A 16966-nucleotide genomic window follows, 5' to 3' on the forward strand; every position below is an offset into this window, starting at 1 on the left:
ATTCAATGGCAACAATTCTACTGGGATTTTTCTTACTCTTTTCAATAATTATCCTGGGCTTTTACCTGGCTTTCTTCGCGTTTGCAAAGGATAAAAGCATAAATCCCGGTGAAGCAAATTTGCCTGTTTCGGTTATTGTTTGCGCTAAAAATGAAGCCGAAAATCTTAAAAACTTCCTCCCTCCCATTCTGGATCAGGATTATCCCAATTTTGAAGTAATTATTATTAATGATGCTTCCTTAGATAATACTTTGGAAGTTATTGAAGAATTTCAAGCTCTTGATGGCAGGGTAAAATTAGTAGATGTTCAGAATAATGAAGCATTCTGGGCCAATAAAAAGTATGCTCTTACCCTCGGGATTAAAAAAGCTCAGCATCCTTATTTAATTTTCACCGATGCCGATTGTGCACCGCAAAGCCGAAACTGGATAAGGCATATGGCTACCGGTTTTCAGCAAGAAAAAAGTATAGTTTTAGGCTATGGCGGGTATTTTAAAAATAGCAAATCATTACTTAATAAGCTTATTCGCTTTGAAACCTTACTTACAGCGATTCAATATTTTTCCTATGCAAAATTAGGAAATCCTTATATGGGTGTAGGAAGAAATCTAGCTTACACCTCCAAACAATTCTACGATCAAAAGGGATTTGCAAATCATTTACACCTGCGTTCTGGGGACGACGACCTTTTTGTAAATGAAGCCGCTAACTTCGAAAACACCTTTATTTGTCATCATCCTGAAGCCAGTACGCGAAGTGTTCCGAAAGCAGATTTAAAATCCTGGTTGCATCAAAAAAGAAGGCACGCATCTGTGGCAGGCTTCTACAAAACAAAAGACAAAGTATTACTGGGCTTATTTTATGCCTCTCGCTTCTTTTTCTGGATCTTGCTGGCAATTTTATTAGTTCTTCAGTATCAATGGCAGCTGGTTTTAGGTTGCGCAGCCCTTGTTTTACTGGTACAAGCCATCGTTTATGCAAAGTCGGCACAAAAACTTCAGGAGACCGATGTCGTTTGGTTATTTCCGTTTTTAGAGGTATTTTTAATCTTTACCCAATTTGGCATATTTATAGCGAACAGCATTTCAAAACCCCGGCATTGGAAATAAATCAGGAATTGCTTCTTACTAAAATTAAAGCTGCCAAGAACGGGAGTCAATCGGCTTTTAATTATCTGCTCGATACTTTTTGGGACAGCGTTTATGGATTTCAGCTTAAAAAAACCGGCAACGCTTACGAATCTGAAGATATTACCATTCAAACTTTTTCTAAAGCATTTAAAAGAATTGAAACCTTTGATGAAGATTATTCTTTTAGCACCTGGCTTATCGCTATTTCCAAGAATATTCATGTAGATATGATTCGCAAGCAAAAGTCTTCTATCAGGTCTCACACCACTTCAGATCAAAATGAAAAAGTACATCGCATTGCCGATGAAACTCCTACTATTGAAGACAAATTGATTAGCGAGCAGCATTTAGCCCAATTGTTAACCGATATCAAACAGCTAAAGCCACATTACCAGGAAGTAATTAATCTCAGGTATTTTCAGGAGAAATCTTATAAGGAAATTGCAAAAAATCTGGATGAACCCATGAATAATGTAAAAGTGAAACTGCTGAGGGCCAAAAAATTACTCGCCCAAATTATTGAAGACCGGAAATCGGTGTAAGTTTTCACCGACTTAACAGTCTAATTTATGCAGTTAATTAGATTATTGTATCTTTGAAACCTAGAATTTTGCTATGAGTACAGACACTATAAGCCCCGTAAAAGAAAAGCCGAAAGCCAAACCAAAATGGTTAAGGGTAAAACTTCCAACCGGTAAAAAATACACCGAACTTCGCAGCCTGGTAGACAAATATGATTTGCATACCATTTGTACCTCGGGTAGTTGCCCAAATATGGGTGAATGTTGGAGTGAAGGTACCGCTACCTTTATGATTTTGGGGAATGTTTGTACCCGTTCTTGCGGTTTTTGCGGTGTAAAGACCGGCCGCCCGGAGACGGTAGATTGGGACGAGCCCGAAAAAGTAGCACGCTCTATTAAAATTATGGGCATTAAGCACGCCGTGGTAACAAGCGTAGATCGCGACGACCTTAAAGATATGGGTTCTATTATTTGGGCAGAAACCGTAAAAGCCATTCGCCGGATGAATCCTGAAACTACTTTAGAAACTCTTGTTCCCGATTTCCAGGGAAATGAGCGAAATATAGATCGTATTGTAGAAGTAATGCCAGAAGTTGTTTCTCATAATATGGAAACCGTAAGAAGGCTTACTCGCGAAGTTAGAATTCAGGCGAAATACGATCGAAGTCTTGAAGTGCTTCGCTACCTGAAACAACAAGGCGTAAATAGAACCAAATCTGGAATTATGCTAGGCCTTGGCGAGCAAGAAGATGAAGTGATTCAAACGCTACACGATCTTAGGAGTGTAGATGTAGATGTAGTTACTATTGGTCAATACTTACAGCCCAGTAAAAAACACCTGCCGGTAAAGCAATTTATTACACCAGATCAATTTAAGAAATATGAAGCTATTGGCCTGGATCTTGGATTTCGCCACGTAGAAAGTAGCGCATTGGTGCGTTCTTCATATAAAGCTCACAAACATATCGACTAAGTTTTTTCCTGAATTAAATGAGTAAAAGCATCAATATTGCCATAAACGGTTTTGGCCGTATTGGGCGTAGCCTTTTTAGGCTTTTAATCGAAAATAAAAGCATCAACGTAGTCGCAATTAACGACCTCGCCGATGCTAAAACACTTGCACATTTACTTAAATACGATAGTATTCACGGGGTTTCCCCGGCTGAAATTTCTTCAAAAGGAAATACTATTATAGTAAACGGAAAATCAATCCCATTACTAAACGCTTCGCATCCGAGCGAAATTGACTGGAAGAACTATGAAGTTGATACCGTAATAGAATCCACCGGAAAATTTAAAAATTCAAAAGATCTTCAACACCATATTGCCAATGGCGCAAAAAAGGTGATTTTATCTGTTCCGCCGGAAGATGATAAAATAAAAATGGTGGTTTTAGGGGTAAATGAGCATATTCTGGATGGCAGTGAAAAGATAATTTCAAACGCCAGCTGTACCACAAACAATGCAGCTCCGATGCTGAAGTTAATTCACGAGAATTTTAAGGTGGAACAAGCATATATCACCACGATACATTCATACACTTCAGACCAAAGTTTGCACGATAAACCTCATCGCGATCTAAGGAGAAGCCGGGCGGCTGCACAATCAATAATTCCCACTACCACCGGCGCAGCAAAAGCTTTAACCAGCATTTTCCCCGATATTAGTAATGTTATTGGTGGCTGTGGAATTAGAGTTCCCGTACCAAATGGTTCTCTAACCGATATGACGCTTAATGTAAGTAAAGAAACCAGCATTGAGGCTATAAACGCGCTTTTTAAGCAAGCCGCAAATACTTCTTTAAAGGGAATTCTAAGTTATACCGAAGATCCTATTGTTTCTATAGATATAAATAACAATCCCCATTCCTGCATTTTTGATGCGCAAATGACTTCGGTAATCAGCGGAAAATTAGTTAAAATTATTGGCTGGTATGATAATGAAATCGGTTATTCCAGTCGACTTATCGATTTAATTTCAATGGTTAATGATAAATAACTATATTTATCTCAATTAAGCGTTTGCTGAATTTCCCGAATGAAGAACTTTACCTTTATAATCATTGTCGCATTTTGGTGCAATCTTTCCTTTGCATTTCAGCAAGATGATGCCGAAGACCTTCAAATAGCCAATGAGAAAATTCAACAATTACTTAACGACGCTGAAGTTTCAGTAAATACACTAGATTTTGACAATGCCATTGAGCAATTAAACTCTTCTTTAGAACTTTCAAAATCTATTGATGATAAACGCTTCATCGCTTTATCAAGCAGTATCCTGGCAAAACTTTATTATATAAGACACGAGTTTAGTAAAGCTATTACTGAATTAAACAGGGCAATTTCAATCCAACGAGAAATAGGAGATGAAAAAGGACTTGCCTATAGCTATGTGAATTTTGCTAAAATTTTTATGGCCCAGGATAATAAAATAAGGGCCGATCGCTATCTCAATCTTGCTGAAGAATTATATTTAAAACTAGATGACCAGGAATATCTTGGTATAGTTTCTTTAAACCGCGCCATCGTGATTTCCAGAACCCAGGGAGACATGAATGAAGCGCTGAGTTTATTACAAAAGGCAAAAAACCAACTCGCCGACTCTAAAAATATGTACGAAATTTCAAGGCTTTATTATTATACTGCCAGAGTACATATTTCTCTTGAAAATTACGAGTTGGCTAAGGAAAACTGCAAAAAAGTACTGGAGATTGCTCAGGCTCAAAATTTTGGGGGAATGATTATGAGCACCTATAGACAACTAAGCAAAATTTACGAAGCTACAGGGGATTATGAGACCTCTTTAGAATATCTTCAAAAAAGTTATGCGCGTAATGATTCTATAATTGCCATGAACAAAGAAGTTCTTGCAGAGCAAGCGAATGCTAAATATGGAGTAGATGCGCTACAGAGCAGTTTAAACGAACTTAGTATTCAAAACGCCGAGCAGGAAAGCAAGCTAAAAGTTAATAAACTTACTACCATACTTAGTGTGGCACTCATTACTATTCTTTCGCTACTCACTCTTTCTTTATATAAGAACAATAACTTAAGAGCCAGGGCCAACGAATTGCTACAGAAGAAAAATACTGAGCTTACCAAAGCTAAAGAGAATGCCGAAAAGGCTTCACTGGCTAAAGCACAATTTCTATCCACAATTACTCACGAATTAAGAACACCATTATACGCGGTAACCGGTCTCACGCATTTATTATTAGAAGAAAGCCCTACCGAAAATCAAAAAGAGCATCTTAATTCACTTAAATTTTCGGGGGAATACCTGCTCTCTCTTATTAATAATATCCTGGACCTCAACAAGCTTGAAGCCAATAAGGTGGAAATTATGGAAGCTTCTTTTGATCTTAAAAAGCGCATTTCAGATGTATTGGTTGCTCTTAAAAATTCTGCCGACGAAAAGAACACCAAGATTCATTTTAATTATGATGATACTATTCCGGAAGAATTAAAAGGAGATCCGCTAAAAATATCCCAGATACTCATAAATCTAATAGGTAACTCCATAAAATTCACCGAAGACGGTGATATATGGATCAATGTCTCTAAAAACAGCCGGGAAGGAAATAACGTTTTACTGGATTTTGAGATCAAGGATAATGGAGAGGGAATTTCTAAGGAAAAGCAAAAAGCAATTTTCGAGAATTTCACTCAGGGCTCTACACAAATTAACCGGAAATTTGGGGGCACCGGGCTGGGACTTTCTATCGTGAAAAATCTACTCAGTTTATTGGGCAGTGAAATTAATTTAGAAAGTGACTTAGGAAAAGGATCAACCTTTACTTTTCAGCTTAAATTTGAAGCAAAAGAGGTTGATAACAGCATTAATAATACGCCTACCAAAGCAGCAGAACCTGTTGAAAATAAATTAGAAGGAAAAAATATACTTATTGTTGAAGACAACAAGATCAACCAAATGATTACTCGTAAAATCCTGGAAAAACACGGGGTTAAATGCGAAGTGGCCGATAATGGCACCATAGCCGTAGAAAAAACGCAGGAAAAAGAATACGACCTTATTCTAATGGATATTCACATGCCAGGAATAAGTGGTATAGAAGCTACGAAAGAGATTCGAAAATTCAATTCTGAAATTCCAATAATCGCCCTTACAGCCGTTACCTTAGATGATAATCTGGATGAATTTTATCTAAATGGTTTCAGCGATATTATTCCAAAACCTTATAAAACCGAAGAATTCTTTTTGAAAATTAACAGGCAATTAGCTTTTAAGAAAAGTACGGTTTAATCCTTTGGCACGCGCTTTGTAAATCTCAGGTTAATTGAATTATATATCAAAGAACACATATATAGTTTGAATTAGCCAAAAGAAAAATGAGGTGTAAATCACCTCATTTTTTATGCACAAATTTTAATATTTCCCGCTTAAATTCTTCCTCCCTACTTAAAAAGGCTGTCTTTACAGGTAAATAAAACAATTGCCCAGGTTTAAAACTTTTATGCAACCTAACGTAATCTTTTTCTGTAGTTAGAAGCAGTTCCTCTTTATTTAATTGTGCAATTTCTGCTTCAGTAAAATTGTGGTGATCTTTAAAAAGCCTGTGATCAAAATCAAATCCTTTTTTATTCAAATACTTTACAAGCGGTTTGGGGTTAGCAATTCCTGTAACTAGCGTAAATTTTTTATCCTTTAAACTATTTAATTTCACCTTTGTTTCTTCAGAAATTATTTCATCGTCATATTCGATAAAGCTAAAATAAAGCTCCTGATAATTCTGCAGTCTAAGTTTAGCTCTAACCGTTTCCATTTCCCGCTTCGTAAGTTTTGGGGGGCATTTGGTCACAACTGTTATTTTAGCCCGCTCTGCTCCCACCGTAGGTTCCCGCAAATTTCCGGTGGGCAACATAAAATCGTTTACGTATAGATCATTATAAGCCGTAAGCAAAATATTTAATCCTGCCTTAACCTTTCTATGCTGAAAGGCATCGTCAAGCAGAATAATCTCAGGATTTTCTTTCTGAAGTTTTGAAATTCCATTTTGCCTATCGGCATCTACAGCAACCATTGCAGTATTAAATTTTCTTTTAAACTGTAGCGGCTCATCCCCTACCTCAGCAGCGGATTCATTTCCGCTTAATAATTTATAGCCTTTCGTGCTTCGCTTATAACCCCTACTTAAAGTTGCAACCTTATAATCCGGTAGCAAGAATTTCAGCAAGTATTCTATCATTGGAGATTTCCCGGTGCCTCCTGCATTAAGGTTCCCCACGCAGATAACCGGAAGATCATAAGATTTAGATTTCAGAATTCTGGCGTTATAAAGTAAATTTCTACTCCAGGTGACAAAACCATACAATAACGCGAAAGGAATCAGCATTTTTCGTAAAATCTTCATACAGGGCGGGCTATAATAATTATATTTGAAGTTAGCTGAATTAACATTTACTACGAAATTAATAAAAAGCAACCTGCTACGTTTATAAAAACTCAAAACAAATGCTTGTAAAAGAAGTTATAGATATAATTGAAGAATTTGCTCCGCCCGCATACGCCGAAGATTTTGACAATGTGGGGCTTTTGGTAGGTGATAAAAGCACCACGGTAACCGGCGCACTTATCACTTTAGACACTTTAGAAGGCGTAGTAGACGAAGCAATAGAAAAAAATTGCAACCTTATTATTAGCTTTCATCCTATTATCTTTTCCGGACTTAAAAAACTCACCGGAAAAGATTACGTGCAAAAAACGGTGATAAAAGCGATTAAAAACGATATTGCTATTTATGCCATTCATACCGCGCTAGACAATCAATACAAAGGAGTAAATGATATGATAAGCGAAAAGATAGGTCTTAAAAACAGGCAGATCTTAATACCCCGTAAAGACAGCATAAAAAAACTTACCACTTTTGTTCCAAACGAACAGGCTGCAGAAGTTAGAAAAGCGCTTTTTAATGCAGGTGGTGGCAGTATTGGTAATTACGATAATTGCAGTTTTAATTTAAAAGGAGAAGGAAGTTTTAAACCCAATGAAGATGCCAATCCTGTAATTGGAAAACGAGGCGAAGTTCATTTGGAAGAGGAAACCCAAATCGGACTTATTTATCCTTCTCATTTAGAAAAAAAGTTGCTTCAGGCACTTTTCAATGCTCATCCATATGAAGAAGTAGCTTATGAAGTAAATGCTCTGGAAAACGAAAACCAGCATTTAGGGATGGGAATGATTGGCGAATTAGAAACTGCGGAAGATGAAAAAAGCTTTTTAGAGCGAATTAAAAATCAATTTAATTGTGGCTGTATAAGACATTCTGAACTCCGTGAGAAACCTATTAAAAAAGTTGCTGTGTTGGGAGGTAGCGGTAGTTTCGCCGTTAACCCAGCAAAGGCAGCTGGTGCAGATATCTACCTTACTGCAGATCTAAAATATCACGATTTTTATAAGGGCGATAAAAACTTCGTTTTGGCCGATATAGGGCATTATGAAAGTGAGCAATTCACAAAAGATTTATTACATTCTTATCTTACAAAAAAAATTAGTAATTTTGCACTTATTTTAGCAGAGACAAACACCAATCCAATCAAGTATATATAACTATGGCAAAAAAGAACGATGTTACTGTAGAAGACAAGTTAAGAGCGTTGTACGACCTTCAACTGGTTGATTCCAGAATTGACGAAATAAGGAACGTACGCGGTGAGCTTCCACTGGAAGTGGAAGATTTGGAGGATGAAGTAGCCGGATTGAGCAAGCGTTTGGAGAAAATGGATGCCGATATTGAGGTAATCGAGAACGACATAAAGAGTAAGAAGAATCTTATTGATGAGTCTAAATCGACCATGAAGAAATATGCTGAGCAGCAAAAAAACGTGCGTAATAACCGCGAATTTAATGCGCTTAGCAAAGAAGTTGAATTCCAGGAATTGGAAATAGAACTTGCCGAAAAACACATCAAGGAATACCGCGCTCAAATTGAGCAGAAAAAAGAGGTGATCGAGCAAACTAAAGAACGTCTTGAAGAAAGGAAAAAACACCTGGAGCACAAAAAAGGCGAACTGAACGAAATCCTTGCCGAAACCGAAAAAGAAGAGCAGGCACTTATCAAGAAATCTGCTGAATTCGAGAAGAATATCGAAGAGCGTTTAGTGAATGCATACAAGAGAATTAGAACCAACGTTAAAAACGGACTGGCTATTGTACCCGTAGAAAGAGGTGCATCTGGAGGTTCTTATTTCACTATCCCACCACAGGTAATTATGGAAATTGCCGGTAGAAAAAAGATCATTACCGATGAGCATAGTGGACGAATTCTTGTAGATGAAGAACTTGCTAAAGAAGAGCAGGAGAAAATGCAAAATCTTTTCGCCAAGGTTTAAAACCTGGATTAGATAATCATATAAAAACCGTCTGAAAATTACTTTTTAGACGGTTTTTTCTTTTTGTATTGTTTCAGAAACAAAAAAGAGACTGCCATTTGCAGCAGTCTCTTCCTCTATTTTATAAAATTATTGGTCTAATATTAATCGTGGCATTCTATAGCGCAGGCTTCAATGGCAGTAAACCATCCTTTTCCATTAGTTAATGCAACGGTAGGAACTCCATTTGTGTTAGAACAAGCTTCAGATGCAGCTCTACATTGTTGTACAGCAGCTTGCTGAGAAAGTTCTATCATAGCTCCAATTACCGGAGAAGGCTCTTCTAACATTGGGTCTCCGTGCCATTTATTTGAAGATGCATTAGCTTTCCCCGGCTTATACAACACTGAAGAAAGCGTCTGGCCTGTACTTAACTCTACATCAAATTCCACGAATCCATTTTTTAGTTCTTCAAAGCCTGAAAGCACCATAAATTCTTCTGTTTCAGGATTCGTGATGGTTAGACCTTCTATTGCATGTTTCTCGTTTTCCGGAAACTCGTATGCAAATTCATTTAGGAAGATAAAATTAAAATCCCTGTCGTTATGCAGAAATTTAGCGGTTTCACCAGTTGATTTAAAAATGTAAGTAGCCGATTCAATTTTAAGAACACCATTGTTTTCTAATGCCAGTTCTTGTTCAAGTTCTGAAGCAGCTATTGAAGTTTCTTCAGATTCTGAACTGCAGGATTGAAGGATGATGCTTAGTAGGAATATACTTGTAAGTAATTGTATTGATTTTTTCATTTCGATTTGGTTGATTTGTTATATAAAATTTCGATTTTTAAACAAGCAGGTTTGCTTTCGGTTACTATCTTATTTTATGTCGATTTTCACTTTCACATCTTCGACTTTGGAGAGTGAGTCCTTTTATCACCAATACTATTTATTAATATATAAATTTAAAAATTTCATTATATTAACTAATTGGACTTAAACTAATTAAATCTTATGTAAATCTAATAAAATTTGTTAATTCCCATTAAAATCATTTAATAAATTAAAACCTTATTTTATAACCTGCTTATTAAAAACTAAGAATTTCCTCTTCAACTAACATCTATTTTCATCCTGAGGATTATTAAAGACTTTTTTCACTTCATTTCAGCTCCAATTACAACAAGCAATATTGATTAACAAGCTTTTCACAGTTTTAATTTAATTTAGGCCTACCTTTATTCCTACAAATCAAGCCTTATAATTATGAAATTTTATGCAAGCCTATTATGCCTATTTTTAATTTTGGTTTCCTGCAAGAACGAAGAAAACAATCAGGATAAAGAGCTTAATTTAGAAACTGAAAAAAGCATAAACAATACTATTTCTGAAGTTGAACCAAAAAGATCTAAAGCCGAAGGGATTTCTAGCGCAAGTGATGAGAATGGCACTAAGTCAACCGATGGTAAGTCAGAAAATAATACTGAATTTTCAGAAGCAAATATTTCAGGCAATACTTATATAAAAATTGATGAAAGCGATGCTAATTGCAATTGCTACTGTTTAGAACTTGATATGAACAAAAACACCGAGCTCTGCCTTTCGGAAGACAAAATATACATTAACGCAAGATATGCTCAGGCTAAAGATGGTGTAAATATGTATTACGTGAGCCCATCAAACAAAAACACCGATGAAGATCTTCCGTGGAAAGAGTTTGACACCAATACACCTATCGCAGTTTTAAGCGCAGGCAAAAACGGGAATATGGTATTAGACTGGAAAGGTTTTTCAATAGACGGAGAGCTCGCAGTAGATTATGCCATTTATGGCAAAAAAACATTAGAAGGAACTTATAAAAAACAATAATTAAATGAAACGATTTTTCTTACCTACGTTTATATTCTTATTAATTTCCTGCGGAAATAATGCCCAGGAAAAAACTGTAACCAAACCAGAAATTGCCAATGCAGAGCCGGTTGAAGTTCCAGCCGAGAACGGCTACGAAAAAGCTTATTTCGCCAGTGGATGCTTTTGGTGTGTAGAAGCTGTTTATGAAAGCGTAGAAGGCGTAAAAGAAGCTGTTTCAGGCTACGCCGGTGGTCACACTAAAAACCCAACCTACGAGTCTAGCAACACCGGAAGAACCGGCCACGCTGAAGCCGTAGAAGTAATCTACGATCCAGAAGTAGTAAGTTTTAAAACTTTAGTAGAAGTTTACTTTGGTTCACAAGATCCAACACAAGTAAACGGCCAGGGGCCAGATATTGGTTCACAATATAGATCTCTTATATTCTTTCAAAATAAAGAGCAAAAAGAGATTATAAACGAAGTTAAAGCAGAAGTAGCTAAAGATTACAAAGAACCTATTGCTGCTGAAATCTTACCTTTTCAAAAATTTTGGGTAGCAGAAGATTACCATCAGAATTACGAAAAGAACAATCCGAACAACCCTTATATTCAAAAGGTTTCTATTCCAAGACTAAATCGCTTCAAGGAAAAGTTTCCTGAAATTCTTAAAGAAGATTCGCACTAAAAGTCTGCGAATTTTATTCTCAAAAATTTTTTATTATTAGCAATATTCGGCTTTATTTAATAAGGCCGAATATGTATTTTTACGGCTAAAATCAAGCTAAGATTCTTCCGGTAATCTAGCTTGAAGAATTTCGTTACAAGTAGTATAGAATTTTAAAAACTCGTTTAGCGAGTACAACAAAACCTACCATGAGCATCACTATAGAAAACATTCTTTTAATTGGCTCTCTTTTGTTGTTTATAAGCATTTTGGCGGGAAAAACTTCTTATCGTTTTGGGGTACCAACCTTGGTGCTTTTCCTGACGGTAGGAATATTATCTGGCTCAGAAGGTATTGGAGGAATTTACTTCAACGATCCACAACTCGCTCAATTTATTGGAATTGTAGCCCTTAATTTCATCTTATTCTCCGGTGGACTCGATACCAGTTGGAAAACAATTAAACCCGTAATGTGGCAGGGGATTTCTCTTTCTATTCTCGGAGTTCTATTTACGGCGGTAAGTGTAGGTACTTTTGTATGGTTTATTACCGATTTTACTATATACGAAGGTTTATTGCTAGGTGCCATCGTATCTTCTACAGATGCCGCCGCGGTATTTTCAATTTTAAGGTCGAAAAACCTTGCGCTAAAATCTAATCTAAGGCCTACCCTGGAGTTAGAAAGTGGTAGTAACGACCCTATGGCCTATTTCCTTACCATAGCATTTTTAGGCCTGGTAGTAAATCAGGATCAGAGTATCTACAGTATTATTCCCCTGTTTTTTCAGCAAATTCTTATTGGTGCTGCACTTGGTTTTATCTTCGGTAAATTAAGTCGAATTGTAATTAATAAAATAAAACTGGATTTTGAAGGTTTATATCCTGTACTGGCCATCGCCCTAATGTTTATTGTGTTTTCTGCAACCGATGTTCTTGGCGGCAATGGATTTTTAGCGGTTTACTTAAGCGGCGTATATTTGGGTAACCACAACATTATTCATAAAAAGACCATTATGCGAATGTTTGACGGTCTTGCCTGGCTCATGCAAATTGTACTTTTCCTTACTTTAGGATTATTGGTTTACCCGTCACATATTGTTCCGGTAATTGGTGTGGGAATTTTCATCTCGGTTTTCCTAATTTTTGTTGCAAGACCTCTAGGTGTATTTCTAAGCCTAATTTTCTTTAAAATGAAAATGCGCCGGCGTTGGTATATTTCATGGGTTGGATTGCGAGGAGCAGTTCCTATTGTATTTGCAACCTATCCCTTACTTGCAGGAATTGAAAAAGCCGATATGATTTTCAATATTGTATTTTTTGTATCGCTAACTTCAGTATTAATCCAGGGAACTACTTTATCTGTTGTGGCCAGATGGCTGCACGTAGCTTTACCCATGAAGGCAAAACAGAAATCGCCTGTAGATGCTTTTATGGCCGATGATGCTAAATCTTTTTTAAGAGAAATAAACATTCCCGAACACAACCACTCTGTAGGAAAAAGAATAGTAGATCTAAAATTCCCTAAAAAAGCAATTATCGCGATGATTTCAAGAGACGATCAATTTATTACTCCTAACGGAAATACGGTAATTGAAGCCAACGATATGCTAGTGGTGTTAACCGAAGACCAGGAAACAATGGTTGGTGTTTATGACTGCCTGAATATTCAGGCAGAAGTTCAGGAAAATTTAGACTGAAAAAGCCGGTTTATTATTCAATAGTTTCAGGATCGTGTTCTCAACTTCCGCAGAGTCCCATTTCTTTTCAATTTCAGGAATTTCCATTACGTGATCCATAATTTTTCGCTGATAATCCCCAATAGCTAAAGCTTCAGCATAAGGTTTATCAGAAAAAGTTACTCTCGAATACAGAGGCACCCAGGTATTAGGATGTTTGCTAGAGAACCAATTTTCAATTTTCTTCCGTAATAAAAAATCAGGGTCTGCAGTTTTGCTGCTCATCTCCACGAAATTTCGATAGCTTAATTCGGCAATAGCATCGGTATTGGGTTTTCGGGATTTTTGATATTCTTCAAAAATACGTTCCCAATCATCTCCGTGCTCCTTCATCTTCTGGCTTAAAACCAAAATATCTTCAAAACCGGCATTCATTCCCTGCCCGTAAAATGGAACAATAGCGTGCGCTGAATCTCCTACCAAAGTCACTTTTTCCCAATAAGACCAGGGAAAACATTTAATGGTCACCATACTACTGGTAGGGTTTTTAAAGAAATCGCGCTTCAAGTTTTCAATCTCGTGGCTAATATCCGGAAAGTGTTTTTCGAAAAATAAATCGGCATCTTTCTCGGTTTTTATACTTTCAAAAGAGTTTTTACCTTCAAAAGGCATAAATAAAGTACAGGTAAAACTACCATCTAAATTAGGCATGGCAATAAGCATGAATTCCCCGCGAGGCCAGATGTGAAAAGAGGCATTATCCATTTTATGGCTACCATCTTCATTGGGTGCGATGTTTAACTCCTTATAGCCTACGTTTATAAAATGCTGCGAGTAATTAAACCTGCTTTGTCTTTGCATTTTATGCCGAACCCTGGAAAAAGCTCCATCGGCTCCAAAAATTAAATCAAATTGATATTCCTTCCACTCCCCTTTTTCACTTTCTCCGGAATACAATTTAGCTTCAGCCATATCTATATCCCAAACTTTTTCTTCAAACCTAAACTTAGCGCCGGCTTCTTCGGCCAGGGTAATCATTTTTCGGTTTAAAACACCACGGGAAATTGAATAAATTGCTTCTTCTTCTTTTCCGTATTTCTGATAATAAAGCGGTTTATCGTTTACGTGCATCGCCCTTTTATCTAAAGGAAGTGCCAGCTTTTTTATTTCATCTTCAATACCTACAGCCCTTAATGATTTCCAGCCTCGATTAGACATAGCAAGGTTTATTGAACGACCGGAAAATTCAACTTTTCTAACGTCTTTTCTTCGATCAAAAACCTCTACTTCGTGCCCGGCTTTTCTAAGATATATAGCGAGTAAAGACCCAACCAATCCTGAGCCAACAATGGCGATTTTTTTTGGTGTTTGCATAAAGTGCCTACTGTGCATTTTCCTGAAATAAGTTTAATAGCTTCCAGAAAATACGATTTAGGCTACGAAAATACTTATTTCTACTGACTTTAGGCAGCCGGGAGAGTCTTAAGCAAATTCTATTTACCATTTAATTAACAGCACTTACGCCGAGCTTGTTTTAAATTTAATTTTAAAACAAAGAAATTATGGATCAAGATCAAGCTTTACTAAAATCGGTTAGCATTGGCGACCTGGAATTAAAAAATCGAGTAATTATGGCGCCTATGACGCGTAACCGCGCCGATAATAAAGAAAAGGAACCCACTGATCTACACACCGAATATTATACACAACGTGCGAGCGCCGGATTAATAATTACTGAAGGTTCACAAATTTCTAAAGCCGCCGAAGGATATATAAATACTCCGGGGATTTACACCGAAGCCCAGGTAAAAGGATGGACAAAAGTAACCCAGTCGGTTCACGAAAATGGTGGTAAAATATTCCTGCAGTTATGGCATTGCGGTAGAATTTCGCATCCTAAGTTTCACGATGGCGAAAAACCTTTAGCGCCAAGTGCGGTAAACCCAAATACCCAGGCCTACACGCAAGATGGTTTTGAAGACACCGTAGAACCCCAGGCTATGAGTATTGCCGATATTAAACAAACAGTTCTGGATTTTAAGCACGCCGCCGAAAATGCTAAAAATGCAAATTTTGACGGGGTTGAAATACATTCATCTAACGGATATCTTATACACCAGTTTTTTAATAAAAATTCGAATATTAGGACCGATGATTATGGTGGAAACATTCAAAACCGGGCACGTTTCTTTTTTGAAGTACTTGAAGCTGTAAGTGAAGTATGGCCAGAAAACAGGATTGGAGTAAGGATGAATCCTTCTTTAAATGATGCTTTTGGGATCACCGCTACCGAAGAAACAATCCCAACATTTGATTATATCATAGAAAAATTAAATGCCTACGATCTCGCCTATTTGCATTTATCTGAACCTTTTACCGACGTAAGCAACATAGATTATCTGGAACCAAATATTGCCAAACACTACCGCCCTATCTATAAAGGAAAACTAATGATTAATGCCGGGTTTGATCAGGAATCTGGAAACAAAGTTATTAGTGAGGGGAATGCCGATATGGTTTCTTTTGCAAAACTCTTTATTTCTAATCCAGATCTACCGGAGCGTTTTGCGAAAAATGCGCCATTGGCCGAGTGGGATGAAGATACGTTTTATACGCCTGGTCCGAAAGGTTATACAGATTATCCAAAATATAACGCTGAAAAATCTGAAGCCTAAAATTCATAATTTTAGATTAAAAGTCCTTAAAAGCAGGTTAATTGCAGAAAACGTCTAAGCAGAAAAAAGTAAATTTAAAATTCAACCTATAAAACAGAAGATTATGGATGAGTCGAAAATTGAACAGATGAGGTCTACTTTAAATAAACTGGAAGACATTAAAAACAGCCAGGAAAGTATCATTGATAAAATTAATCATGTAATCACCGATCTATTCCAACACCCCGACAAAGAATTAGAAAAAGCAATGAATGCTGCCCATCAAAAATCTTCAGATAATGTAGATGCAGTTCGTGAAGCGATGGATGAATATGAAATGAGAATTAATAAACTGGAAAACCAGGGCTAATCAATTTATAAAGAAAAGCTAATCATTAAAACCTTAAGGTGACTAAAACTTAAATTTGTTGGTAGAAAATAATTTTCACCAGGACATTTTTAAGTTTTAGTCACCTTTTTTATTTTAAGTATATGGAACACATTACTTCAGAAGAAATTACCGGAATGGAAAAACTATTTCGTTTAAACCTAATTAATAGCGTTACCGGTTATAAGTCTGCCAATTTAATTGCTACAAAATCTAAGGAAAACGGAGTAAATGTTGCCGTATTCAGTTCGGTTACCCACCTTGGAAGTGACCCGGCTTTGCTTGGTTTTATTACCCGCCCTACCAAAGAAGTACCCAGAAACACCTATAAAAATATTAAAGAAAATCAATATTTTACGGTAAATCATATTCAAAAAGATATGATTGAAAGTGCGCACCAAACCGCCGCAAAGTATGATGAAGAAATTTCTGAATTTCAAAAAACAGGGCTTGAAGAAGAATATCTGGACAATTTTTTTGCGCCTTATGTTAAGCAATCTAACGTAAAATTAGGTTGCAAATTTGTAAATGAATATTACATCAAAGAAAATGATACCGTGATGGTAATTGGTGCCATAGAACACATTTATTTTGATGAAAGTATACAAGCGCCAGATGGTTGGTTACGACTGGATGATGCCGAAACCGTAGCTATAAATGGGCTGGATGGTTATGCGCTCCCTAATCTTTTAGACCGTTTCCATTACGCCAGGCCAGGCCAGGAAATTAAATCATTTTTCAAGAAAGATGATTAATTG

16 protein-coding genes are annotated in these 16966 nt (G+C 36.7%); 13 read left to right on the forward strand and 3 right to left on the reverse strand.

Annotated elements, in window-relative coordinates:
* Nucleotides 1-5: 5 nt before the first annotated feature.
* From APB85_RS00630 to APB85_RS00650, 5 genes are all read left to right on the forward strand, one after another.
* Nucleotides 6-1109: a glycosyltransferase gene (locus APB85_RS00630; RefSeq protein WP_057480231.1), complete on the forward strand. Its 1104-nt coding sequence runs from the start codon at nt 6-8 to the stop codon at nt 1107-1109.
* Nucleotides 1100-1672, forward strand: a complete 573-nt coding sequence (locus APB85_RS00635; RefSeq protein WP_057480232.1) for an RNA polymerase sigma factor — start codon at nt 1100-1102, stop codon at nt 1670-1672. Before APB85_RS00630 ends, APB85_RS00635 begins: the two co-directional genes overlap by 10 nt.
* A gap of 73 nt (nt 1673-1745) precedes the next feature.
* On the forward strand, nt 1746-2624 hold the full coding sequence (lipA, locus tag APB85_RS00640; RefSeq protein ID WP_037315251.1) for a lipoyl synthase: 879 nt from the start codon (nt 1746-1748) through the stop codon (nt 2622-2624).
* A 17-nt stretch (nt 2625-2641) separates the two neighbouring features.
* Nucleotides 2642-3649 (forward strand): type I glyceraldehyde-3-phosphate dehydrogenase, encoded by a 1008-nt coding sequence (gene gap, locus APB85_RS00645; protein WP_057480233.1) that lies wholly within the window; start codon nt 2642-2644, stop codon nt 3647-3649.
* A gap of 39 nt (nt 3650-3688) precedes the next feature.
* Nucleotides 3689-5914: a tetratricopeptide repeat-containing hybrid sensor histidine kinase/response regulator gene (locus APB85_RS00650; protein WP_057480234.1), complete on the forward strand. Its 2226-nt coding sequence runs from the start codon at nt 3689-3691 to the stop codon at nt 5912-5914.
* A gap of 103 nt (nt 5915-6017) precedes the next feature.
* On the opposite strand, the gene lpxK is transcribed toward APB85_RS00650, so the two are convergent.
* Nucleotides 6018-7022: a tetraacyldisaccharide 4'-kinase gene (gene lpxK / locus APB85_RS00655; protein WP_057480643.1), complete on the reverse strand. Its 1005-nt coding sequence runs from the start codon at nt 7020-7022 to the stop codon at nt 6018-6020.
* Nucleotides 7023-7123: 101 nt separating this feature from the next.
* Here lpxK and APB85_RS00660 point away from each other — a divergent pair, with 101 nt between their 5' ends.
* Both APB85_RS00660 and APB85_RS00665 read left to right on the forward strand, forming a co-directional pair.
* Complete coding sequence (locus APB85_RS00660) at nt 7124-8218, forward strand: Nif3-like dinuclear metal center hexameric protein (RefSeq protein WP_057480235.1); 1095 nt, start codon at nt 7124-7126, stop codon at nt 8216-8218.
* A gap of 2 nt (nt 8219-8220) precedes the next feature.
* On the forward strand, nt 8221-9000 hold the full coding sequence (locus APB85_RS00665) for a zinc ribbon domain-containing protein (protein ID WP_057480236.1): 780 nt from the start codon (nt 8221-8223) through the stop codon (nt 8998-9000).
* 143 nt (nt 9001-9143) lie between these two features.
* Here APB85_RS00665 and APB85_RS00670 read toward each other — a convergent pair whose 3' ends face one another.
* Entirely contained in the window at nt 9144-9785 is a 642-nt protein-coding gene (locus APB85_RS00670; RefSeq protein WP_057480237.1) for a hypothetical protein, read from the reverse strand.
* A gap of 456 nt (nt 9786-10241) precedes the next feature.
* On the opposite strand from APB85_RS00670, the gene APB85_RS00675 reads away from it, so the two are divergent.
* From APB85_RS00675 to APB85_RS00685, 3 genes are all read left to right on the forward strand, one after another.
* On the forward strand, nt 10242-10844 hold the full coding sequence (locus APB85_RS00675; RefSeq protein WP_057480238.1) for a hypothetical protein: 603 nt from the start codon (nt 10242-10244) through the stop codon (nt 10842-10844).
* A gap of 4 nt (nt 10845-10848) precedes the next feature.
* A complete protein-coding gene (gene msrA, locus APB85_RS00680; protein WP_057480239.1) occupies nt 10849-11511 on the forward strand; it encodes a peptide-methionine (S)-S-oxide reductase MsrA in 663 nt (220 codons plus the stop codon).
* Nucleotides 11512-11699: 188 nt separating this feature from the next.
* On the forward strand, nt 11700-13187 hold the full coding sequence (locus APB85_RS00685) for a potassium/proton antiporter (protein ID WP_057480240.1): 1488 nt from the start codon (nt 11700-11702) through the stop codon (nt 13185-13187).
* On the opposite strand, the gene APB85_RS00690 is transcribed toward APB85_RS00685, so the two are convergent.
* The gene (locus tag APB85_RS00690) at nt 13179-14540 is read right to left on the reverse strand and encodes an FAD-dependent oxidoreductase (protein ID WP_057480644.1); all 1362 of its coding nucleotides are present in this window, start codon (nt 14538-14540) and stop codon (nt 13179-13181) included. The genes APB85_RS00685 and APB85_RS00690 overlap by 9 nt on opposite strands.
* A 188-nt stretch (nt 14541-14728) precedes the next feature.
* On the opposite strand from APB85_RS00690, the gene APB85_RS00695 reads away from it, so the two are divergent.
* The 3 genes from APB85_RS00695 to APB85_RS00705 all read left to right on the forward strand — a co-directional run bounded on the left by APB85_RS00695 (nt 14729) and on the right by APB85_RS00705 (nt 16963).
* Nucleotides 14729-15841, forward strand: coding sequence for an alkene reductase (locus APB85_RS00695; protein WP_057480241.1), 1113 nt, complete (start codon nt 14729-14731; stop codon nt 15839-15841).
* 103 nt (nt 15842-15944) lie between these two features.
* The gene (locus tag APB85_RS00700) at nt 15945-16190 is read left to right on the forward strand and encodes a hypothetical protein (protein WP_057480242.1); all 246 of its coding nucleotides are present in this window, start codon (nt 15945-15947) and stop codon (nt 16188-16190) included.
* Nucleotides 16191-16312: 122 nt separating this feature from the next.
* The gene (locus tag APB85_RS00705) at nt 16313-16963 is read left to right on the forward strand and encodes a flavin reductase family protein (protein ID WP_057480243.1); all 651 of its coding nucleotides are present in this window, start codon (nt 16313-16315) and stop codon (nt 16961-16963) included.
* Nucleotides 16964-16966: the final 3 nt, after the last annotated feature.

Origin of the sequence: Salegentibacter mishustinae (assembly GCF_002900095.1) — a bacterium.
GTDB classification, from domain to species: Bacteria; Bacteroidota; Bacteroidia; order Flavobacteriales; family Flavobacteriaceae; genus Salegentibacter; species Salegentibacter mishustinae.